Origin of the sequence: Bordetella pseudohinzii, from assembly GCF_000657795.2 — a bacterium.
Taxonomy (GTDB): domain Bacteria; phylum Pseudomonadota; class Gammaproteobacteria; order Burkholderiales; family Burkholderiaceae_B; genus Bordetella; species Bordetella pseudohinzii.
This window is the reverse complement of record NZ_JHEP02000001.1, coordinates 488,986-509,204: the sequence shown is the minus strand read 5'-3', so window position 1 is coordinate 509,204 and position 20,219 is coordinate 488,986. Positions and strand designations below refer to the sequence as shown.

21 protein-coding genes are annotated in these 20,219 nt (G+C 67.7%); 12 read left to right on the top strand and 9 right to left on the bottom strand.

From position 1 onward, the window contains the following. Nucleotides 1–37 precede the first annotated feature (37 nt). On the top strand, nt 38–1,732 hold the full coding sequence (gene ptsP, locus L540_RS02230) for a phosphoenolpyruvate--protein phosphotransferase (RefSeq protein WP_060831892.1): 1,695 nt from the start codon (nt 38–40) through the stop codon (nt 1,730–1,732). Between the two features lie 50 nt (nt 1,733–1,782). Here the strand turns inward: ptsP and L540_RS02225 are convergent, their stop codons facing one another. Then, entirely contained in the window at nt 1,783–2,205 is a 423-nt protein-coding gene (locus L540_RS02225) for an OsmC family protein (RefSeq protein ID WP_043208602.1), read from the bottom strand. A gap of 121 nt (nt 2,206–2,326) precedes the next feature. Here L540_RS02225 and lhpI point away from each other — a divergent pair, with 121 nt between their 5' ends. The 7 genes from lhpI to L540_RS02190 all read left to right on the top strand — a co-directional run bounded on the left by lhpI (nt 2,327) and on the right by L540_RS02190 (nt 8,841). Continuing rightward, on the top strand, nt 2,327–3,307 hold the full coding sequence (lhpI, locus tag L540_RS02220; protein ID WP_043208599.1) for a bifunctional Delta(1)-pyrroline-2-carboxylate/Delta(1)-piperideine-2-carboxylate reductase: 981 nt from the start codon (nt 2,327–2,329) through the stop codon (nt 3,305–3,307). A 66-nt stretch (nt 3,308–3,373) separates the two neighbouring features. Beyond that, nucleotides 3,374–4,537 carry an ABC transporter substrate-binding protein gene (locus tag L540_RS02215; RefSeq protein ID WP_043208597.1) on the top strand — a complete coding sequence of 388 codons (1,164 nt, stop codon included), beginning with the start codon at nt 3,374–3,376 and terminating at the stop codon, nt 4,535–4,537. A 133-nt stretch (nt 4,538–4,670) separates the two neighbouring features. Next, nucleotides 4,671–5,588: an ectoine/hydroxyectoine ABC transporter substrate-binding protein EhuB gene (ehuB, locus tag L540_RS02210; RefSeq protein WP_109842414.1), complete on the top strand. Its 918-nt coding sequence runs from the start codon at nt 4,671–4,673 to the stop codon at nt 5,586–5,588. Nucleotides 5,589–5,598: 10 nt separating this feature from the next. Next, nucleotides 5,599–6,240 (top strand): ectoine/hydroxyectoine ABC transporter permease subunit EhuC, encoded by a 642-nt coding sequence (gene ehuC / locus L540_RS02205; RefSeq protein WP_043208596.1) that lies wholly within the window; start codon nt 5,599–5,601, stop codon nt 6,238–6,240. Continuing rightward, nucleotides 6,237–6,911: an ectoine/hydroxyectoine ABC transporter permease subunit EhuD gene (ehuD, locus tag L540_RS02200; protein WP_043208595.1), complete on the top strand. Its 675-nt coding sequence runs from the start codon at nt 6,237–6,239 to the stop codon at nt 6,909–6,911. Before ehuC ends, ehuD begins: the two co-directional genes overlap by 4 nt. Next, nucleotides 6,908–7,678, top strand: a complete 771-nt coding sequence (locus tag L540_RS02195) for an amino acid ABC transporter ATP-binding protein (RefSeq protein ID WP_043208593.1) — start codon at nt 6,908–6,910, stop codon at nt 7,676–7,678. The genes ehuD and L540_RS02195 overlap by 4 nt, the downstream gene beginning before the upstream one ends. 53 nt (nt 7,679–7,731) lie before the next feature. Then, a complete protein-coding gene (locus tag L540_RS02190; RefSeq protein ID WP_043208591.1) occupies nt 7,732–8,841 on the top strand; it encodes an NADH:flavin oxidoreductase/NADH oxidase in 1,110 nt (369 codons plus the stop codon). Between the two features lie 15 nt (nt 8,842–8,856). Here the strand turns inward: L540_RS02190 and dut are convergent, their stop codons facing one another. From dut to L540_RS02175, 3 genes are read right to left on the bottom strand one after another with little or no spacing between them, the layout of a single operon-like run. Beyond that, nucleotides 8,857–9,306: a dUTP diphosphatase gene (gene dut / locus L540_RS02185; protein WP_043208589.1), complete on the bottom strand. Its 450-nt coding sequence runs from the start codon at nt 9,304–9,306 to the stop codon at nt 8,857–8,859. Nucleotides 9,307–9,351: 45 nt separating this feature from the next. Continuing rightward, nucleotides 9,352–9,789, bottom strand: a complete 438-nt coding sequence (locus L540_RS02180; protein ID WP_043208586.1) for a hypothetical protein — start codon at nt 9,787–9,789, stop codon at nt 9,352–9,354. Between the two features lie 12 nt (nt 9,790–9,801). Continuing rightward, a complete protein-coding gene (locus tag L540_RS02175; protein ID WP_043208623.1) occupies nt 9,802–10,443 on the bottom strand; it encodes a DedA family protein in 642 nt (213 codons plus the stop codon). A 106-nt stretch (nt 10,444–10,549) separates the two neighbouring features. Between L540_RS02175 and L540_RS02170 the strand changes: the two genes are divergently transcribed. After that, nucleotides 10,550–11,581 carry a metal-dependent hydrolase gene (locus L540_RS02170; protein ID WP_043208584.1) on the top strand — a complete coding sequence of 344 codons (1,032 nt, stop codon included), beginning with the start codon at nt 10,550–10,552 and terminating at the stop codon, nt 11,579–11,581. 11 nt (nt 11,582–11,592) lie between these two features. Beyond that, nucleotides 11,593–12,297, top strand: a complete 705-nt coding sequence (pepE, locus tag L540_RS02165; RefSeq protein WP_043208582.1) for a dipeptidase PepE — start codon at nt 11,593–11,595, stop codon at nt 12,295–12,297. 20 nt (nt 12,298–12,317) lie between these two features. Here the strand turns inward: pepE and L540_RS02160 are convergent, their stop codons facing one another. Beyond that, nucleotides 12,318–12,788: an Lrp/AsnC family transcriptional regulator gene (locus tag L540_RS02160; protein ID WP_043208622.1), complete on the bottom strand. Its 471-nt coding sequence runs from the start codon at nt 12,786–12,788 to the stop codon at nt 12,318–12,320. A gap of 134 nt (nt 12,789–12,922) precedes the next feature. Here L540_RS02160 and L540_RS02155 point away from each other — a divergent pair, with 134 nt between their 5' ends. Next, on the top strand, nt 12,923–13,870 hold the full coding sequence (locus tag L540_RS02155) for a hypothetical protein (protein WP_048025745.1): 948 nt from the start codon (nt 12,923–12,925) through the stop codon (nt 13,868–13,870). Between the two features lie 21 nt (nt 13,871–13,891). Here the strand turns inward: L540_RS02155 and coaBC are convergent, their stop codons facing one another. From coaBC to L540_RS02135, 4 genes are read right to left on the bottom strand one after another with little or no spacing between them, the layout of a single operon-like run. Further along, nucleotides 13,892–15,094: a bifunctional phosphopantothenoylcysteine decarboxylase/phosphopantothenate--cysteine ligase CoaBC gene (coaBC, locus tag L540_RS02150; protein ID WP_043208581.1), complete on the bottom strand. Its 1,203-nt coding sequence runs from the start codon at nt 15,092–15,094 to the stop codon at nt 13,892–13,894. A 60-nt stretch (nt 15,095–15,154) separates the two neighbouring features. Next, nucleotides 15,155–15,661 carry a signal peptidase II gene (gene lspA / locus L540_RS02145; protein WP_043208579.1) on the bottom strand — a complete coding sequence of 169 codons (507 nt, stop codon included), beginning with the start codon at nt 15,659–15,661 and terminating at the stop codon, nt 15,155–15,157. Nucleotides 15,662–15,663: 2 nt separating this feature from the next. Continuing rightward, nucleotides 15,664–18,525, bottom strand: a complete 2,862-nt coding sequence (gene ileS, locus L540_RS02140) for an isoleucine--tRNA ligase (protein WP_043208578.1) — start codon at nt 18,523–18,525, stop codon at nt 15,664–15,666. Then, nucleotides 18,515–19,480, bottom strand: a complete 966-nt coding sequence (locus tag L540_RS02135; protein WP_043208617.1) for a bifunctional riboflavin kinase/FAD synthetase — start codon at nt 19,478–19,480, stop codon at nt 18,515–18,517. Before L540_RS02135 ends, ileS begins: the two co-directional genes overlap by 11 nt. A 111-nt stretch (nt 19,481–19,591) precedes the next feature. Between L540_RS02135 and purN the strand changes: the two genes are divergently transcribed. Continuing rightward, a complete protein-coding gene (purN, locus tag L540_RS02130) occupies nt 19,592–20,197 on the top strand; it encodes a phosphoribosylglycinamide formyltransferase (RefSeq protein ID WP_231584734.1) in 606 nt (201 codons plus the stop codon). The last annotated feature ends 22 nt before the right edge of the window (nt 20,198–20,219 follow it).

Here is a 20,219-nt window from a genome sequence, read left to right as displayed (position 1 = left end):
GTGTGGCAGCCCCGTCTTGTCTTTGTTCGGCAAGGGGGTGGCGCGCGGCTATGCCATCGGCCGCGCCGTGGTCATGGGCGCCGCCGCGCTCGAAGTGGCCCACTACCGCATCGCCCCGGAGGACGTCGGCGCCGAATGCCAGCGCCTGACCGAGGCCTTGCTGCAGGCGCAATCCGATTTGCTCCAGCTGGCTGACAGCCTGCCCGAAGACGCCCCGCGCGAACTCGGCGCCATGCTGAACGTGCACCGCCTGTTGATCGGCGATCCCTTGCTGGCCGAGCAGGCGCGCGCCATGATAGGCGAGCGTTTCTACAACGCCGAATGGGCGCTGACCGCCCAGGGCCAGATCCTGAGCGAGCAGTTCGACGCCATGGAGGACGAGTACCTGCGCGAGCGCGGGGGCGATGTCCGCCAGGCCATCGAGCGCGTGCTGCAGGTGCTCTCGGGCACTTCGACCATGCTGCCCGATGGTTCCAGCGTCGACGGCGACGATGCCCTGGTGGTGGTGGCCCACGATATTTCGCCGGCCGACATGCTCAGGCTGCGCGGCGGGCGTTTCGCGGCCTTTGTGACCGACCTGGGCGGACCGACGTCGCACACGGCCATCGTGGCGCGCAGCATGGGCGTGCCGGCCGTCGTGGCGATGGGCAATGTGCGCGAGCTGGTGCGCGACGGCGATGTGCTGATCGTCGACGGCGCGGCCGGCGCCCTGGTCATCAACCCTTCAGCCGCCATCCTGGAAGAGTACCGGGCCCGCCAGCGCGCCTATGCCGATGAGCGGGCCGAACTGGCGCTGCTGCGCGATGTGCCCGCCATCACGCTGGACGGGATAGACGTCAAGCTCGAAGCCAATATCGAATTGCCCGAGGAAGCCGCCCTGGCCCTGGCTTGTGGCGCCGATGCGATCGGCCTGTTCCGCAGCGAGTTCCTGTTCATGGGGCGGGCCGATCTGCCGGGCGAGGAAGAGCAGTACCAGGCCTATGTTTCCGTGGTCCGGACCATGGCCGGCAGGCCGGTGACGATACGCACCCTGGACATCGGCTCGGACAAGACGCTGGATGGCGAGGCGACGGTCGCCACCAATCCGGCGCTGGGGCAGCGCGCCATCCGCTACTGCCTGGCGCGTCCCGATATGTTCGCCAGCCAGCTGCGCGCCATCCTGCGCGCCTCGGCCCATGGCCCGGTGCGCATGCTGGTGCCCATGATCGCCCACATGCACGAGGTCAAGGCGATTTATGCGGCGCTGGACGCCGCCCGCCGCGAGCTGGACCTGCGCGGCCAGGCCTATGCGCCCAGGATGGACGTCGGGGCCATGGTGGAAGTGCCGGCCATGGCGATCGCCATCGAGCCCTTTGCCCAGGCGCTGGATTTCCTGTCCATCGGCACCAATGACCTGATCCAGTACACCCTGGCCATCGACCGGGGCGACCATGATGTCGCGGGCCTGTATGACCCCCTGCATCCGGCGGTCCTGCGGCTGATCGCCGCGACCATCAATGCGGGCGAGCGGGCCGGCAAGCCAGTGGCGGTCTGTGGCGAGATGGCGGGCGACGCGCGCCTGACGCGCCTGCTGCTGGGATTGGGCCTGACGGAGTTTTCCATGCATCCGCAGCAATTGCTGGACGTCAAGCGCGAGGTGCGGCGCGCCCATTCCAACGCCTTGCGCGTCAAGGTGGCCTCGGTGCTCAACCGGGCGCTGCCGGTGGACCTGGATCACCTCGACAATGCCTGAGACGCCCGCCGTCTCGAGAAAAGCCAGCCTTGCGGCTGGCTTTTTTCTTGTCAGGCCAGCGAGGCCTGCATGGTGATCTTGGCGTTGAGCACCTTGGAGACCGGGCAGCCGGCCTTGGCCTTGGCGGCGGCCTCCTGGAAGGCGGCGTCGCTGGCATTGGGAATGGCCGCCACCACGGTCAGGTGGATGGCCGTGATCGCAAAGCCATCGTCGGTCTTGTCCAGCGTGACGTCGGCCGTGGTGTCGATACGATCGGCGGTCAGGCCGGCCTCGCCCAGCACATTGGACAGCGCCATCGAAAAGCAGCCGGCATGCGCCGCGCCAATCAGCTCCTCGGGATTGGTGCCCGGCTCGCCCTCAAAGCGCGTACGGAAGCCATAGGCTTGGTTCTTGAGCGCGCCGCTCTGCGTCGAGATGCTGCCCTTGCCGTTCTTCAGGTCGCCTTGCCAGACCGCGGATGCCGTCTTTTTCATGGGGAACTCCTGTTGCGTGATGTCAGGGGAGACGCGCTCCCGGTCGGTCCATCATATCGCCGCGCCAGCGACTGGAAAACCGGGACAGGATGCGGTCATAATGCAGCGCAGGAGGCCAACCATGCAGATCATCGATACCGACGCCACGCGCCGGGCACTCGCGTTCGAACCCGTCATCGCCACCTTGCGCGCCGCCTTTGCCGGCGGCTATACGGTGCCGCCGCGGCATGTGCACAGCATCGTCTCGGGCGATCGCCAGGGCACATCCCTCATCATGCCCGCCTGGAGCGAGGCCGGTTATTTCGGCGTGAAGGTCATCAATATCTTCCCGGAGAACACCCGCGACGGCCTGCCGGGCCTGCATGCGACCTATACGCTGTACAGCGCGCGCAACGGCGTGCCGCTGGCCCAGGTCGATGGCGATGTGGTGACGGCCTTCCGCACGGCGGGCGCCGCCGCCCTGGGCGCGGATTATCTCGCGCGCCGCGATGCGCGCCGCCTGCTGGTGCTGGGCTCCGGCCGCATCGCCGGGCTGCTGCCGGCGGCCATGAAGGCGGTGCGCCCCATCGAGGAGGTCTTGGTCTGGAACGTGCGTCCCGAGGGCGCGCAGGCCCTGGCCCGGCGTCTGGGCGAAGAGGGCTTTGCCGCGACCGCCGTCACCGATCTGGAGGCCGCCGTGCGCCAGGCCGACATCGTCAGCTGCGCCACGCTGTCCACGGTGCCGCTGGTGCGCGGCGCTTGGCTGCGGCCGGGCACCCACCTGGATCTCATCGGCAGTTTCAAGCCCGAGATGAAGGAGACCGATCCCGCCTGTTTCGCCGGTCACGCCGTCTATGTCGATACCGACGAGGCGCCGACCAAGTCCGGCGACCTGCTGGAGGCCTTCAAGGCCGGCACGCTGCGGGTGCCGGACATCCGGGGCACCCTGTTCGATCTGGTCGCCGGCAAGGTGGCGGGCCGGGCCGACGACGGGCAGATCACGGTGTTCAAGGCGGTGGGCAGCGCGCTGGAGGATCTTGCGCTGGCCGCGCTCGTCTATGAGTCCCTGCAGGCCAAGCCGCGGGCAGCGGGGCGCCGGCGGACGCGGACGGCGCGGACATAGGGCAAAATACGCCTCAATGCGGGCCCCGCCGCCAGGCCTTTTCTTTCTTTTCTTCGGATTCCCCTCATGTCTTCGATTCTCCAGCGATGCGCCGCGCTTGCGCTTGCCATGGGCTGCGCCTTCGGCGCCCAGGCCGAAGTCGTCATCGGCGTGGATGTGTCCACCACCGGGCCGGCCGCGGCCATCGGCATCCAGACCAATAACGCCATCCGCCTCTGGCCCGCCACCCTGGGCGGCCAGCCGGCGCGCTATGTCGTCCTGGATGACGGCACCGACGTCAGCCGCGCGGTCAAGAACATGCGCAAGCTGACCTCGGAAGACAAGGTCGACGCCATCGTGGGGCCCAATACCACCGCCGCGGCCCTGGCTGGCCTGGACGTGCTGGCCGAGACCGGCACGCCCATGGTGGCGCTGGCCGCCTCGGCCGTCATCGTCGAGCCGCTGTCCGACCCCAAGCGGGCCTGGGCATTCAAGATGCCGCAGAACGACTCGCTCATGGCCTCGGTGCTGGCCCAGGACATGAAGAAAAAAGGTCTCAAGACCGTGGCCTTCATCGGTTTCGCCGACTCCTACGGCGACAGCTGGTGGAAGGAGTTCTCGGCGGCGGCCCAGGCCGCCGGCCTGAACATCGTCGCGCAGGAGCGCTTCCAGCGCACCGACGCCTCGGTGATGGGCCAGGCGCTGAAGACCCTGGCCGCCAAGCCCGACGCGGTGCTGATCGCGGGGGCGGGCACGCCTTCGGCCCTGCCGCAAAAAACCCTGCTGGAGCGCGGCTACAAAGGCGCCATCTACCAGACCCATGGCATCGGAACCCTGGAGTTCCTGCAGGTGGGCGGGCGTGATGTCGAGGGCACGCTCTTCCCGACCGGCCCCGGCGTGGTGGCGCGCGAGCTGCCCGACGGCAATCCGGTCAAGAAGGTGGCCGTGGCCTTTGCGGACAAGTACGAGGCCCAGCATGGGGCCCACAGCCTGACGCAGTTCGCGGGCGATGCCTATGGCGCCTGGATGTTGCTGGATTCCGCGGTGGGGCGTGCCCTCAAGACGGGCGCCAAGCCCGGCACGCCCGAGTTCCGCCGCGCCCTGCGCGATGCGCTGGAAAACACCCGCGGCCTGGTGGTGCCCAACGGGGTGCTCAACGTCACGGCCCAGGACCACCAGGGCTTTGATGAGCGGGCCCGCGTCATGGGCGTGATCAAGGACGGCAAGTTTTCTTATGCGGGACAACCCTGATATATACCCGGGTTAAATAGCGGCGCGCAAGAGGGGCAGGCATGATCCTGCCCCTTTTTGTTGAATTTTGATTCGCACTCAAATTATTTATTCGCATAACATTCTTGGTGAATTCATTTCGGGGAGCATCAAGATGACAAATACGACCACCTGGGCCAAACGCTTGGCCGCCATGCTCAGCCTGGCCGCCCTGGCGGCCTGCGATTCCGGCAGCAATAGCGCGGCGCCGCCGGCCCCCGAGAAACAAAGCGGTACACAAGACACCCTGCAGGCGGCCAAGGCGGCGGGCCGTATCCGCATCGGCTATGCCAATGAGGCGCCCTATGCCTTCATGGACAGCCAGAAGGCCCGCGTGACCGGCGAGGCCGTGGAGGTGGCCAGGGTGGTGCTCAAGCGCATGGGCATCGATGAAGTGGAGGGCGTGTTGACGGAATTCGGCTCGCTGATTCCGGGCCTGCAGGCCAAACGCTTCGACATCATTGCCGCCGGCATGTATGTCACGCCGGAGCGCTGCCAGCAAGTCGCCTTCTCCAACCCCACCTATGGCGTGGACGAGGGCTTTCTGGTGCCCAAGGGCAATCCCAAGCAGTTGCACAGTTTCGAGGACGTGGCCAATAAAGAGGATGTGAAGCTGGGCGTGGTCGTGGGCGCGATCGAGGCGGACTACGCCCGCCAGTCCAAGGTCGCGGCGGGCCAGATGGTGGTCTTCCCGGACGCGGTCAGCGCCTTTGCCGGCGTGCAGGCCGGCCGGGCCGATGCCTACGCCGCCACCGCGCTGACCATCAACGACCTGTTGAACAAGACCAATGGCGGCGGCGGGATGGAGCGCGCCCAGCCGTTCAAGAATCCGGTCATCGACGGCAAGGAGACACGCGGCTATGGGGCTTTCGCCTTCCGCAAGGAGGACAAGGCCTTCGCCGATGCCTTCAATGCGGAGCTGGCCAAATTCATCGGCACCGAGGAACATGCCAAGCTGGTGGCGCCCTTCGGCTTTACCAAGGCTGAACTGCCGGGCGAGATGACCGCCGCCAAGCTCTGCGGCACGCCCTGACGGGGTGGTCATGGACACCATCTCGTCACTGATCGGGCCCCTGTGGCTGGGCCTGCAGGTCACGTTGCGCATCACGCTGGGCGCGGCGCTGCTGGCCATTCCGCTGGCGGTCCTGGCCGGCCTGGCCCGCCTGTCCAGCCTGCTCTGGCTGCGGATGATCGCCACGGTCTATGTGGAGATCTTCCGGGGGACGTCGGCCCTGGTCCAGCTGTTCTGGTTCTACTTCGTGCTGCCCATGTTCGGCCTGCGCCTGCCCGCCATCCTGGTCGGCATCGTGGTGCTGGCCCTGAACGCCGGCGCCTATGGCGCTGAAGTCGTCCGGGGGGCGATCCAGGCGGTGCCGCCGGGGCAGCGCGAGGCCGGCGTGGCCTTGAACTTCACGCGCCGCCAGATCATGCGGCGCATCGTGCTGCCGCAGGCCTTGCCCGCCATGTTGCCGCCGGCGGGCAATCTGCTGATCGAGCTGCTCAAGAACACGGCGCTGGTGTCGCTCGTCACGATCACCGATCTGACTTTCCGCGGCCAGATGTTGCGCAGCGAGACCCTGCAGACCACGGAGATCTTCAGCATCATGCTGCTCATGTACTTTGCGGTGGCGCTTTGCATCACGGCCGTGGTGCGCTGGCTGGAGAGAAGGGTGCGTATCCAATGAGCCCTATCTTCGATTGGAAGTTCGCCTGGGAAATCCTGCCCACGCTGGGCTCGGCCCTGCGGATCACCGTGCAGGCCACGGTGCTGGGGATGCTGTTCGCCATCGTGGTCGGATTGGCGCTGGCGCTGTTGCGCCGTTCGCCATGGCGGCCGGTGAGCTGGGCCGCGGGGCTGTTCGTGGAGTTCGTGCGCAGCACGCCGCTTCTGGTGCAGATGTATTTCCTGTTCTACGTGCTGCCCACGCTGGGCATGAGCATGTCGCCCTTGACCACCGGCATCCTGGCCCTGGGCCTGCACTACGCGGCCTACTGCGCCGAGGTCTACCGTGCCGGCCTGGAGGGCGTGCCGCGCGGCCAGTTCGAGGCGGCCACGGCCTTGAACCTCTCGCCCTGGCGCGCGGCGGTCGACATCATCCTGCCGCAGGCCATCCCGCCGGTGGTGCCGGCCCTGGGCAACTATCTTGTGGCCATGTTCAAGGACACGCCGCTGCTGTCGGCCATCACGGTGGTCGAACTCCTGCAGCAGAGCAAGATCATCGGCTCCAGCACCTTCCGCTACACCGAACCCTTGACCCTGGTGGGCGTGCTGTTCCTGGTCCTGAGCCTGGTTGCTGCCTGGGGCGTGCGCCGCCTGGAGGCGCGGCTGAAAATCATTTATGGAGGTGCGCGATGAGCGCGAGCATACGCCTGAAGAACCTGCGCAAACGCTACGGCGATCATGAGGTCCTGCGCGGTATCGATCTGGAGATCCCGGCGGGACAGACGCTGTCCATCATCGGGCCCTCCGGTTCGGGCAAGTCCACCTTGCTGCGGCTCTTGATGACCCTGGACAAACCCAGCGGCGGCGAGATCGAGATCGACGGCGAGTCCATGTGGCGCGATGCCCAGGGCAGGGAGGTCGGCCCCAATTCGGCCCATGTGCGCAAGGTGCGCGGCAAGATAGGCATGGTGTTCCAGCACTTCAATCTCTTCCCGCACATGACGGCCCTGGGCAATGTCACCGAGGCGCCCCTGCGGGTGCTGGGCCTGTCGCGCGAGCAGGCCGAGGCGCGCGGACGCGAATACCTGGAGATGGTGGGGTTGGGCGACAAGCTCGACGCGCATCCGGCGCGCCTGTCGGGCGGCCAGAAGCAGCGCGTGGGCATCGCGCGCGCCCTGGCGATGTGCCCCGAGGTAATGCTCTTCGATGAGGTGACGTCGGCGCTGGACCCCGAACTGGTGGGCGGCATCCTGCAGATCCTGAGCGATCTGTCGGCCAGGAAAACCATGACCATGATCATCGTCACCCATCAGATGAAATTCGCCGAGCGCAGCTCCGACCGCACCTTGTTCTTCGACGAGGGCAATATCGTCGAAGACCGGCCGTCGGCGGAACTGTTCGCCGATCCCAGGGAAGACCGCACGCGCCAGTTCCTGCAGTGCGTGATCGAAGCGGTGTAGCCCGCCGTCCCGCGCTGGCGGTATGCTGCGGTTTTGCCTTTCCGGACCGAGCCATGAGCCTGCTGTTCTCGCCGTATTCCCTGGGCCGCCTGAGCCTGGCCAACCGTATCGTGATCGCGCCGATGTGCCAGTATTCGGCGTCCGAGGGGCGGGCCACCGACTGGCACATGATGCATCTGGGGCATCTGGGGCTCTCGGGAGCCGGCCTGATGTTCACGGAGGCGACGGCGGTCACCGCCCAGGGGCGCATTTCGCCCAGCGATCTGGGCCTGTATGACGATGCCTGCGAACAGGCCCTGGGGCGCGTGATCGACGCGGTGCGGCGCTATTCGCCGATTCGGCTGGGGGTGCAGCTCAGCCACGCCGGGCGCAAAGGCTCCAGCGGCGCGCCCTGGCAGGGTGGGCGCCAACTGAGCCTGGCCGATGGCGGCTGGGAGTGCGTGGCGCCGTCGGCCCTGGCGCATGCCGAGGGCGAGGCCGCGCCGGCCGCGCTGGATGCCGCCGGCCTGCAGGCCTTGCGCCAGGCCTTTGCCCAGGCCGCGCGCCGGGCGGCGCGGCTAGGCGTTGACGCCATCGAGGTGCATGCCGCGCATGGCTACCTGCTGCATCAGTTTCTCTCGCCCTTGGCCAACATCCGCGACGACGCCTACGGCGGCTCGACGGAGCGTCGCATGCGCTTTCCGCTGGAGGTGTTCGAGGCGGTGCGCGAAGCCGCGCCCGACCTGGCGGTGGGGCTGCGCGTGTCGGCCACCGACTGGGTCGAGGGCGGCTGGGATCTGGACCAGACCCTGCGCCTGGCCGCGGCGGCCAAGGCGCGCGGCGCCGATTTCATCGATGTCTCCAGCGGCGGCCTGACGCCGCGCCAGCAGATACCGGTGGGGCCGGGCTACCAAGTGCCTTTTGCCCAGGCCATCAAGGCGGGCACCGGGCTGCCCACCATGGCGGTGGGCCTCATCACCGAGGCCGCGCAGGCCGAATCGATTCTGCAGGAAGGCCAGGCCGACATGATCGCCCTGGCGCGCGCCATGCTCTATGACCCGCGCTGGCCCTGGCATGCGGCCGCGCGGCTGGGCGCGCAGGTCTCGGCGCCGCCCCAATACTGGCGCAGTCCCCCGCATGGCGTGAAGGATTTGTTCGCGGGGGCGCGCCACGGGCAGCGCTGAGGCCGCCCCGGGGCATCAGCCCCGGCCCGTGCTGCCGAAGCCGCCGGCGCCGCGTTCCGAGGCGCCGAAGTCTTCCACCACATTGAAGCTGACCTGCATCACCGGCACGATGACCAGCTGCGCCAGGCGCTCCATGGGCTCCAGCGTGAAGGCGGTCTGGCCGCGGTTCCAGGTCGAGACCATGAGCTGGCCCTGGTAGTCGGAGTCGATCAGACCGACCAGATTGCCCAGCACGATGCCGTGCTTGTGGCCCAGCCCCGAGCGCGGCAGGATGACGGCCGCATAACCGGGGTCGGCCACGTGGATGGCCAGGCCGGTGGGGATGAGCACCGTGGCGCCCGGTTCGATCACCATGGCCTGATCGATGCAGGCGCGCAGGTCCAGGCCGGCGGAGCCCGGCGTGGCATAGGTGGGCAGGCAGTCGCGCATGCGCGCGTCGAGAATCTTGAGGTCGACGGATTTCATTGCGGGAAGGAGAGCGGCGGAAAAAGCCTCAAGCCTAACAGAGGCTCAGGGCTTGGGCGGAAGATTCAGGGGCGGCAGGATGCGGCCGGCGGCGCGGGAGCGGGCGCGCTTGCGCGCCGCGCCGCGGAACAGCCAGAAGCCCACCAGCGCCGGGATGATGAAGCGCGCCGCGCTCTGGTGCTCTTGGGCGACATAGGCCGCCAGGTTCCAGACCGCCAGGCAGAGGGCGACAAAGCCGAGGAAGGTCTGGCGGGAGCTGGATTGGCGCAGGCTGGCCTGCTGGGCCAGCGTGGGCGCTTGGCCCGCGGGGGCGCCGGCAGGCGTGGCGGCCGGCACGGGGGCGGCGGGAGCGGCGTCTGGAGCCTGCCGCCCCCGGCGCGGGATCTCGCCGGGCGATGGCGCGGCGGATGCCATGCCGCGGCGCGAGAGTTCCTCGACGTAGCGGGCAAAATCGCCATTCTTGGGTTCGCCGTAGATGGACATGATGGCCCTCGGTCAGGAGTTATCCAGGCCGCGGTGCGCGGCCTGGCGGCGTTTTTTCAGCATGCTGGCGGCCAGCCACACGCCCACGAGCACGGACGCCAGGGCGCCCGCGATGAGGCCGAACTGCTGGCTGTCGCGCGCGGCGGCCAGGCCACGCGCGGCAAAATAGCCCGGCGCCAGCATGGCCGGCAGCCAGACCAGGGCCGAGAGCACATTGGCGAGCTGGAAGCGCGCGTGATTCATGCCCATGATGCCCGCCACCGTGGGGATGGTCGAGCGGATCGGGCCCAGAAAGCGTCCCAGGAAGACCGAGGCAAAGCCGTAGCGGTAGAAGAACAGCCGCGCGCGGGCCACGGCCGTGCGCTGCGTGGAAAGCGGCCAGCGCCGGGTGATGCCGGGCCCCAGCCAGCGGCCGATCAGATAGGACAGGGCATCGCCCAAGACGGCGCCGGCCAGGCCCCAGGCCAGGATGCTCCAGGCCGGCAGCGTGCCCGCGCCGATCAGCCCGCCGGTCAGCAGCATGAGGGCGGTGGCCGGGATCAGCAGGCCCACGACCAGCAGCGATTCGCCCAGCGTGAGCAAAAAGGTGATGGGGCCGGCCCAAGCCTGGTTGGCTTCTATGAACGTCCCGATTCTGTCGATATAAGCATCCATGCGAAAACCGATGAAAATCAATCCTGTATCTTAACGCCTGCGAGCCGGGGAGATGCCGTCCCAGTGCAGGATGGCGGAAGCGATCGAGGTTAGGACAGGCGGATATATGGATTCAGTGACACAGGCGGTACTGGGCGCCGGCATACAGGCCACGCTCATGGGACGCTGGCAGGGCCGGCGGGCGCTCATCTACGGCGCGGTGCTGGCGACCCTGCCGGACCTGGATGTCGTCATTCCCTATCCGGATCCGGTGTCCGTCATGACGTTCCATCGGGGATTCTCGCATTCGATTTTCGTGCTGACGGCCCTGGCGGCGGTACTGGCCTGGCTGATCCGCAAGCGCTGGCCCGCCGCGCCTTATCCGGCCTGGCGTCTGTTCCTGGCCTTGTGGCTCGTGCTGGTCACCCACCCCTTGCTGGACGCCTTCACCGTCTACGGCACGCAATTGTTCTGGCCCCTGGCCTGGGTGCCCGAGAGCTGGTCGGCGATTTTCATCATCGATCCGGTCTATACCGTGCCTCTCCTGCTGGCGGTGCTGGCCGCGGGCCTGACCGGGCTGTCCCTGCGCATGCGGCGCATCCTGGCCGCCGCCCTGGTCTTCAGTACCGCCTATCTGTTCGCCGGCCTGGCGGGACGGTTTCATGCCGAACGCGAGGTCGCGGCCGCCCTGCAAGCGCAAGGCCGGCCGCCCACCCGGGTGCTGGCCACGCCCACGCCTTTCAATATCCTGCTGTGGCGCGTCATCGCCAAGACCGAGGACGGGGGCTATTACGAGGCCATCAGCGGCTGGCTGGATCGCGGCCCGCCCCAGCTCCTGGCCCAGCCGCTGAACGCGGACCTGGGCCAGGCCCTGGACGACGACTTCCTGCTGGCGCGTCTGCGCTGGTTCACCAACGATTGGCTGCGGTATGACGTCATGGGCGATACCCTGGTGGTCACGGACCTGCGCATGGGGCTGCCCGGCTACTATACGTTTCGTTTCGCCATGGCCGAACGCCATGGTTCGGCCTGGCAGGCGATCACGCCCCGGCGCTGGCCCAGCGACCGGGGCGGCTGGACGGAATTGCGTCAAATACTGGCGCGCATCGCCGGCACGCCGCTGCCGCTGGCCCAATGGGCCGAGCGCAATTTTGATTGAATACGAGAACCATGAACGCACTTCTCCTGAGCAACTCGGCCAGCGACGCCGGCTACCTGACGCACGCCCGGCCCTGGCTGGCGGAGTTCGCCTCCACGCTGGCCGGCAGCGGCCCGGCGCTGTTCGTGCCCTTCGCCGGCGTGACCCGCTCCTGGGATGATTACGCCCAGCAGGTCGCCGACGCGCTCCTGCCCGCCGGCATCGCCACGCGCGCCCTGCACCAGGAGGCCGATCCCGCTTGCGCGCTGGCCGAGGCGCGCCTGATCGTGGTGGGCGGCGGCAATACCTTCCAGCTCTTGCGCGAGCTGCGCCGCCGGGGCCTGCTGGCGCTCATCGCCGAGCGCGTGCGCGCCGGCCACGCGGCTTATGTGGGCTGGAGCGCCGGCGCCAATCTGGCCTCGCCCACCATCTGCACCACCAATGACATGCCCATCGTGGATCCGGGCGGCTTCGATGCGCTGGACCTGCTGCCTTTCCAGATCAACCCCCATTACACCAATGCCCATCCCCCGGGCCATCGCGGCGAGACGCGCGACCAGCGCCTGGCGGAGTTCTGCGCGCTGAATCCGCAGCGCATGGTGCTGGCCCTGCCCGAAGGCGACGCCCTGCGCCTGGATGCGCGCGGGCTGGCCTTGCTGGGCCCGCATGACGCCATGCTCTTTCATGGCGGGCTTGCCCCGCGCGCGCTGGCGCCGGGCAAGCTGTCGTTGGGCTAAGGGGGCGGCTGCCGCGCCGCTCAGGGCAGATCGGGCAGCGGGGGGCCCGGTTCGTACTTGACCGTCTGCATCACCACATGGGTATAGAAGGCCTCGACGTTCTCGTCCTGGTCGAAATGCCGGTCGGCGAAGGCCAGGTATTCGTCCATATTGTTCATGTGGACGACGATGACGCAGGAAACGTGGCCGGTCACCAGATAGCATTGGGTCACCGCGGGCTCCGCCACCAGGGCCTGCATGAGTTTGCGGCGGTAGTCCGAACCATGCCGCGTGAACTCGATGGTCACGATGGCCGTCAGGGGCCGGCCCGTATGCGCCGGGTCCAGCAGGGCCACCACGCGCTGGATGATGCCGGTTTCTTTCAGGCGCGCCACGCGCCGCAGGCAGGCCGAGGCGGACAGGCCGACCTGTTCGGCCAGCGCGGCGTTGGAGAGGTCCGCGTTGCGCTGTAGCAGGGCAAGAATCCGGTGGTCTATGGGGTCCAGCAGCATGGGCACAATATTGTTGTGAATCACGGGCGATTTATAGCGTAGTTTTCGCCCGCACAGCAATGAATAGCGTACTCATTGCGAGGGTTCCGCGATATGCTGCCGCCTTTACGACTTCCGCCCACAAGACAGCGCTTATGCTTGCCTACCTCCAACACCTGCTGCGCCGCGGCCTGCGTCTGTTCTACGCCCTGGCCAAGGTCATGCTGCCCATCATGCTGCTGGTGCAGATCGGGCAGTGGCTGGGCTGGATCGACGCCCTGGGCCATTTCTTCGGCCCCGTCATGGGCTGGCTGAATCTGCCGGCCCAGGCCGCCCTGATCTGGATGGCGAGCATTTTTGTCGGCGTGTATGGCGCGCTCGCGGCGCTGGCCGGCCTGGCCGGCGGCCTGGACATGACGGCGGCCCAGTTCAGCGCGCTGGCGTCCATGATTCTGTTTGCCCACGGCCTGCCGGTCGAGCAGGCCATTGTGCGCCGCGCCGGGGCGAGCTTCTGGGCGACCGGCGGCCTGCGCCTGGGGGCCGCGGTTGTCTACGGCGGCGCGGTCTCCTGGACCTGTCATGCGATGGGCTGGCTGTCGCAGCCCATGTCCTTTGAGTGGCTGCAGGGCTCGGAAATGGCCGGCGGCGATCCCAGCCTGCTGGATTGGCTTTATGGCACCGCGGTCTCGATGGCGCTGACCCTTGCCGTGATACTGGCGCTGCTCCTGGTGCTGGACCTCATGGAGCGCAGCGGCATCACGGCCCTGCTGACGCGCGGCCTGACGCCGGTGCTGCGCTGGTCCGGCCTGGACCCGCAGGTCGCGCCGGTGACCATGTTGGGCGTGCTGCTGGGCCTGTCCTATGGCGGGGCGCTCATCATCGAGGAGGCGCAGCGGCGGCAGTTCTCGGCGCGCACGCGCTTTCTTGCCCTGTCCTGGCTGTCGCTGTCTCACTCATTGATCGAGGACACGCTGCTCTTGATGGCGGTGGGCGCCAATGGCTGGATCGTGCTCCTGGGCCGGGTAGCGCTGACCTTGCTGGTGGTCGCGGCGCTGGCCCGCCTCTGGACCGAGCGCGTCGCCGCGGCGCCCGGCAACTGCTGACGGCGGGCCGCCGGGCGGTAATCAGCCTTTCCTGGGCAGGCGGCTCGCGATCTCGGCCACCAGGCGGCGCGCGGCGTCCAGCTTGGGCGCGGCCGGCAGGGGATGAACGCCCTGGCTGTCAAAGAGCACCAGCTCGGTCGTGTCGGCGTCCATGACCTTGTGCGCCAGATTGCCCACCAGGAGCGGAATGCCCTTGCGCTGGCGCTTGGCTTCGGCGTGTTCGGACAGCTTCTCGGTTTCGGCCGCGAAGCCGACGCACCATGGGCCCTTGGGCAGGCGCGCCACCTCGGCCAGGATGTCCGGATTGGGTTCGAACTCCATCTTGGGCTGGCCGCCGCCTTCGCTGTCTTTCTTGAGTTTCTGGCCGGCGGGGTTCTTCACGCGCCAATCGGCCACGGCGGCCACGGCCACGAAGATATCCGCCTCCATGGCGTTGGCCATGACGGCGTCATACATCTGCCGGGCGGTCATGACCGGGATGGCCGTGACGCCGCGCGGCACCTTCAGCGCCGTGGCGCCGGTCACCAGGGTGACGCGCGCGCCGGCCTCGTGCGCGGCCCGCGCCAGGGCGTAGCCGGTCTTGCCCGACGAACGGTTGGTCAGCACGCGCACCGGGTCCACGGGTTCCGAGGTGGGGCCCGCGGTCAGCAGCACGTGCAGGCCGGCCAGCAGCTTGGGCTGGAAAAAAGCGATCAGGTCGGCGAGGATCTCATGCGGCTCCAGCATGCGGCCCGAGCCGGTTTCGCCGCAAGCCTGCTCGCCCGAAGCCGGGCCGAGCAGGGTGACGCCGTCGGCCAGCAGCTGGGCGACATTGCGCTGCGTGGCCGGGTTGGCCCACATCTCGCGGTTCATGGCCGGCGCGACCAGGAGGGGGCAGGCGCGGGCCACGCAAAGCGTGGAAAGCAGGTCATCGGCCAGGCCATGGGCCAGCTTGGCCATGAAATCCGTGCTGGCCGGCGCGATCAGCACGGCATCGGCGCCGCGCGTCAGATCGATATGCGCCATGTTGTTCGGCACCCGCGCATCCCAGGCATCGACGAAGACCGGCCGGCCCGAGAGGGCCTGCATGGTCACCGGCGTGATGAAGTGGGTGGCCGCCTCGGTCATCACGACATCGACGGTAGCCCCTTGCTCGGTCAGGCGGCGCACGAGTTCGGCGATCTTGTAGCAGGCAATGCCGCCGGTCATTCCGAGGACGATGCGTTTGCGGGCGAGATCAAGCATGGTGGCTGCGCGGCGCGGGCGCCGCTTTCCTGGTTGTCGGTGATACGGATTGTAGGCGTGTCAGGCGCCGGAAGACTGCTTGGCCTTGGCGCGGCCGCGCAACAGCTCGTCGAGCACCAGCAGCACCGCGCCGCAGGTGATGGCGACGTCGGCGATGTTGAAGGCAGGGTAATACCAGTCCTTCCAGTAGAACAACAGGAAGTCCACCACATGGCCGTAGACCAGGCGGTCGATCACATTGCCCACCGCGCCGCCCAGGATGAGGATGAGGGCGGCGCGAAAGCGCGGCTGGCCCGGCGTGCGGCGCAACAGCCACAGGATGACGACGGCCGCCGCCAGGCCCAGGCCGGTGAAGAACCAGCGCTGCCAGCCTTCTTCGGCCGCCAGGAAGCTGAAGGCCGCGCCGCGGTTGTACAGCAGCGTGAAGTCAAAAAAAGGCAGCACGTTGACGCGCTCGCCAAAGGAAAACGCGGTGTTGAAATAGACCTTGGTGATCTGGTCCACCACGATGATCAACAGGGCCAGCGCCAGCGCGCCGCCCAGTTTTCCCCGGGCTGCTTGCGTCATGCTCAGGCCTTCTCGCGCGGCTCGCCCGCGCCAAACAGATTCGACACGCAGCGGCCGCAGATCTCGGGATGATCGGCGTCCTGCCCCACATCGGCGCGCCAATGCCAGCAGCGCTCGCACTTCTTGTGGCCCGAGGGCGCGATCTCGATGGCGAGTTCGCCGGCGCGGGCATGCACGGTGGCGCGCGAAACGATGAGCACGAAACGCAGGTCATCGCCCAGGCTGGACAAGAGCGCATGGTCGTCGCCCTCGGCGTAGAGGTCGACCTCGGCTTGCAGCGAGGAGCCGATGAGCCCTTCGCCGCGGACGTCCTCGAGCTTGCGCAGGACCTCGGCGCGGATGGCGCGCAGGCGGCTCCAGCGGCCGGCCAGCGCTTCGGCGTCGGCATAGGGCGGCAGCTGGTGGTAGACCTCGGTGAGGATGGTCAGGCGCGCGGCATCGGCCTGGTGCTTCAGGGCCGAGTCCACCAGCACCTTCCAGGCTTCTTCGGCCGTGAAGGTGAGGATGGGGGCCATCAGCTTGAGCAGCGTCTGCGTGATTTCCAGCAGGGCCGTCTGGGCGCTGCGGCGGGCATGGCTGTCCGGCGCGCTGGTGTAGAGGCGGTCCTTCAGGATGTCGAGATAGAAGGCGCCCAGGTCTTCGGAACAGAAGGTCTGCAGGCGCGAGACCGCCGGATGGAAGTCGTAGCGCTCGTAGTTGCCGAGCACCTCGGCCTGCATCTGCGCGGTCATGACCAGCGCATAGCGGTCGATTTCGAGCAGATCGCCAAAGGGCACGGCCTGGCTGACGCCATCGAAATCCGCCACGTTGGCCAGCAGGAAGCGCAGCGTATTGCGGATGCGGCGGTAGCCCTCGACCACGCGCTTGAGGATCTCGTCGGAGATGGACAGTTCGCCCGAGTAGTCGGTGGAGGCCACCCACAGGCGCAGGATTTCAGCGCCCAGCGAGTCCGACACCTTTTGCGGGGCGATCACATTGCCGACCGATTTGCTCATCTTGCGGCCCTGGCCATCGACCACGAAGCCATGGGTGAGCAGGCCCTTGTAGGGCGGCTGCCCATACAGCATGCAGCCGGTGAGCAGGGAAGAGTGGAACCAGCCGCGGTGCTGGTCGGAGCCTTCGAGGTAGAGGTCGGCCGGCCAGGCCAGCTGTTCGCCATGCGAGCCGGCCAGGGCGTGGTTCTTGCCGCCCAGCACGGTGGCGTGGGTGCTGCCCGAATCGAACCAGACATCCAGCGTGTCGCGGTTTTTTTCGTAGTTGTCGGCCTCATCGCCCAGCAGTTCGCGCGGGTCCAGCGCCTGCCAGGCCTCGATGCCGTGCTTCTCGACGCGCTTGGCGACTTCTTCGAGCAGCTCGACCGTGCGCGGATGCAGTTCGCCGGTCTCCTTGTGCACGAAAAAGGCCATGGGCACGCCCCATTGGCGCTGGCGCGACAGCGTCCAGTCCGGACGGTTGGCGATCATGGCGTGCAGGCGGGCCCGGCCCCAGGCCGGGTAGAAGGCGGTGGCCTCGATACCGGCCAGCGCGGCCTCGCGCAGCGTCGGGCCGCTGTCGACCGGGGTGACGTCCATGCCGGCGAACCATTGGCTCGTGGCGCGATAGATCACCGGCGTCTTGTGGCGCCAGCAATGCATATAGCTGTGCGAGAGCTTTTGCACGTGCATGAGCGAGCCCGCCAGCTTGAGCGCCTCGACGATCTTGGGATTGGCGTCCCAGATCGACAGGCCGCCGAACAGCGGCAGGGTGGAGACGTATTTGCCGTCGCCCATGACCGGGCTCAGGATGTCGGCGTCGGCCAGGCCGTGCGCCTTGCAGGAAACGAAGTCCTCGATGCCGTAGGCGGGCGCCGAATGCACCACGCCGGTGCCGGCGTCCAGGGTGACGTAATCGCCCAGGTAGATGGGCGAGCTGCGGTCGTAGCCTTCGGCCGCCTTGGCCAGCGGGTGGGCGAAACGCAGCCCGGACAGGGCCTCGCCCTGGGTCGTGGCGATGATTTCGCCTTCCAGGCCCCAGCTCTGCAGGCAGGCCTCGACCCTTTCCTTGGCGATCAGGATGAGCGGGCCATGCACCGGCGTGGGCGAGACGCGCACGAGCGCATACTCGATCTCGGGATGGACGTTGAGCGCCTGGTTGGACGGAATGGTCCAGGGCGTGGTGGTCCAGATCACGATGGCGCCGTCTTCGACGCTGTCCAGCCCGAAGGCGCGCGCCAGGCCCGGCTTGTCGATGAAGGGGAAGGCCACGTCCACGGCCGGGTCCACGCGGTCGGCGTATTCGACCTCGGCCTCGGCCAGCGCCGAGCCGCAGTCGAAACACCAGTTCACGGGTTTCAGGCCGCGGAAGACATAGCCTTTTTCGAGGATGCGCGCCAACACCCGGATCTCATCGGCTTCATTGCTGAAGTTCATCGTGAGATAGGGGTTGTCCCAGTCGCCGAGCACGCCCAGGCGCTTGAAGTCCTTGCGCTGCCGGTCCAGTTGCTCCAGCGCGTAGGCGCGAGCCTTGGACTGGACCTCGGTGACGGGCAGGTTCTTGCCGTATTTTTTCTCGATCTGGATCTCGATCGGCATGCCGTGGCAGTCCCAGCCCGGCACATAGGGCGCGTCAAAGCCGGCCATGTTGCGGCTCTTGACGATGATGTCCTTCAGGATCTTGTTGACCGCGTGCCCGATGTGGATATCGCCGTTGGCATACGGCGGGCCGTCGTGCAGGATGAAGCGCGGCCGGCCCTTGCTGGCGGCGCGGATGGCCTGGTAGACGCGGTTTTCCTCCCACTGCTGCACCCAGCCAGGCTCGCGCTTGGCAAGGTCGCCCCGCATGGGGAAAGAGGTATCGGGCAGGTTGAGGGTCTTTTTATAGTCCATGAACGGCAAAATAGGCGCGCGCGTTTCGCGCGTCTTCGGCGATGGCGGCAGTCAGGGAAGGGAGATCGGGAAACTTTTCTTCGTCCCGCAGTTTGTGCAGGAATTCAACGCATACGAGTTTACCGTAAGCGTCGAGACTCTCGTCGAGCAGGTGGACTTCCAGCAGAACCCGGCCGGCGTCCTCGACGCTGGGCCGCACGCCCAGGCTGGCCACGCCGGCCATCGGCCCCGCGCCCAGGCCCTGGACACGCACCACATAAATGCCCGACCGCGCCGCGCAGCGGGGCGCCACGCGCAGGTTCATGGTCGGGAAACCCAGCTGCCGGCCGAGCTTGCGGCCGTGGATCACATGGCCGCTGATATGGAAGGGCCGCCCCAGGAGGTGTTCGGCGCGGGCCAGGTCGCCCACGGCCAGGGCGGTGCGCACCTCGGAGCTGGAAATCCGGTGGCCCTGGCGGTCCGTGACGTCGGCCAGGGTGGCGACCTCGAAGCCATGGGCCAGGCCGGCCTCTCGCAACAGGTCGATATCGCCGCTGCGCTTGTGCCCGAAACGGAAGTCCTCGCCCACCAGCAGCCAGCGGGTTTGCAGCCCGGCGACCAGCAGGTCCTCGATGAAGGCATTGGCCGACATTTCGGCCAGGCGGGCATCGAAAGGCTCGATCAGGATCTGCGCCATGCCCGCGCGGGCCAGCGAAGCGACCTTGTCGCGCAGGCCGCTGATGCGGGTGGGGGCCAGTTCCGGGCGCTGGTGCAGCTGGGCGAAGTATTCGCGCGGGTGCGGCTCGAACGTCATGACCGAAGGCGTCAGCCCGCGCTGTTGCGCGGCTTCGCGCACCCGGGCGAGGATGGCTTGATGGCCCCGGTGCACGCCGTCGAAGTTGCCGATGGTCAGGGCACAGGGGGAGCGCTGCCCGGCGGGCGGCAGGTGGTGGTAGATGCGCAGCGATGGTTTCACGGGCAAGAGTTTACAATTTTGGGTTGGCTCGCCTTGGAATTTCTTATCTTGCCTCAATCCCAATCGACTCCGTGCCGCTTCGTCATCCTGATTTCAGGGCGGGGCAGCAATATGCAATCGCTGGTGCAGAGCTGCGTAGACCAGGGCTGGCCGGCGCAGGTCGCCGCCGTGATCGCCAGCCGCCCGGATGCGGCCGGCCTGCAATGGGCGGCCGAGCGGGGCATCCCCACGGCGGCCCTGTTTCACAAGGATTTCGCCAGCCGCGAGGCCTTCGATGCCGCGCTGGCCGAGCTTGTCGACTCATTCCAGCCCGATTATGTGCTGCTGGCGGGCTTCATGCGCGTGCTCACGCCCGGTTTCGTGAATCATTATGCCGGCCGGCTGGTCAATATCCATCCCTCGCTGCTGCCGGCCTTTCCGGGCCTGCATACCCATGCCCAGGCCCTGGCCACCGGGGTGCGGGTCCATGGCTGCACCGTGCATTTCGTCACCCCCGTGCTGGACCACGGGCCGATCATTGCCCAGGGCTGCGTGCCGGTGCTGGCCGGCGATACGCCCGAGGCGCTGGCCGGGCGCGTGCTCGAAGTCGAGCATGTGGCTTACCCGGCCGCGGCGCGCTGGCTGGCCGAACGGCGTGTCAGCCTGACCGCCGATCACCGCGTCGAGGTCGAAGGCGACCCGGCGCGACTGTTTACCTGGCCGTCCGCCGCCCAGTAAGGCGCGGCGGTCCAATCGGGGA

Coding starts and splice junctions, on each gene's coding strand:
- lspA (WP_043208579.1), bottom strand. CDS start 15,661: ATGACGCAAGCAGCCCGGGGAAAACTGGGCGGCGCGCTGGCGCTGGCC.
- L540_RS02215 (WP_043208597.1), top strand. CDS start 3,374: ATGTCTTCGATTCTCCAGCGATGCGCCGCGCTTGCGCTTGCCATGGGC.
- pepE (WP_043208582.1), top strand. CDS start 11,593: ATGAACGCACTTCTCCTGAGCAACTCGGCCAGCGACGCCGGCTACCTG.
- L540_RS02225 (WP_043208602.1), bottom strand. CDS start 2,205: ATGAAAAAGACGGCATCCGCGGTCTGGCAAGGCGACCTGAAGAACGGC.
- L540_RS02190 (WP_043208591.1), top strand. CDS start 7,732: ATGAGCCTGCTGTTCTCGCCGTATTCCCTGGGCCGCCTGAGCCTGGCC.
- coaBC (WP_043208581.1), bottom strand. CDS start 15,094: ATGCTTGATCTCGCCCGCAAACGCATCGTCCTCGGAATGACCGGCGGC.
- L540_RS02175 (WP_043208623.1), bottom strand. CDS start 10,443: ATGGATGCTTATATCGACAGAATCGGGACGTTCATAGAAGCCAACCAG.
- dut (WP_043208589.1), bottom strand. CDS start 9,306: ATGAAATCCGTCGACCTCAAGATTCTCGACGCGCGCATGCGCGACTGC.
- L540_RS02155 (WP_048025745.1), top strand. CDS start 12,923: ATGCTTGCCTACCTCCAACACCTGCTGCGCCGCGGCCTGCGTCTGTTC.
- ehuC (WP_043208596.1), top strand. CDS start 5,599: ATGGACACCATCTCGTCACTGATCGGGCCCCTGTGGCTGGGCCTGCAG.
- purN (WP_231584734.1), top strand. CDS start 19,592: ATGCAATCGCTGGTGCAGAGCTGCGTAGACCAGGGCTGGCCGGCGCAG.
- L540_RS02195 (WP_043208593.1), top strand. CDS start 6,908: ATGAGCGCGAGCATACGCCTGAAGAACCTGCGCAAACGCTACGGCGAT.
- L540_RS02160 (WP_043208622.1), bottom strand. CDS start 12,788: ATGCTGCTGGACCCCATAGACCACCGGATTCTTGCCCTGCTACAGCGC.
- lhpI (WP_043208599.1), top strand. CDS start 2,327: ATGCAGATCATCGATACCGACGCCACGCGCCGGGCACTCGCGTTCGAA.
- ehuD (WP_043208595.1), top strand. CDS start 6,237: ATGAGCCCTATCTTCGATTGGAAGTTCGCCTGGGAAATCCTGCCCACG.
- L540_RS02180 (WP_043208586.1), bottom strand. CDS start 9,789: ATGTCCATCTACGGCGAACCCAAGAATGGCGATTTTGCCCGCTACGTC.
- ileS (WP_043208578.1), bottom strand. CDS start 18,525: ATGGACTATAAAAAGACCCTCAACCTGCCCGATACCTCTTTCCCCATG.
- L540_RS02170 (WP_043208584.1), top strand. CDS start 10,550: ATGGATTCAGTGACACAGGCGGTACTGGGCGCCGGCATACAGGCCACG.
- ehuB (WP_109842414.1), top strand. CDS start 4,671: ATGACAAATACGACCACCTGGGCCAAACGCTTGGCCGCCATGCTCAGC.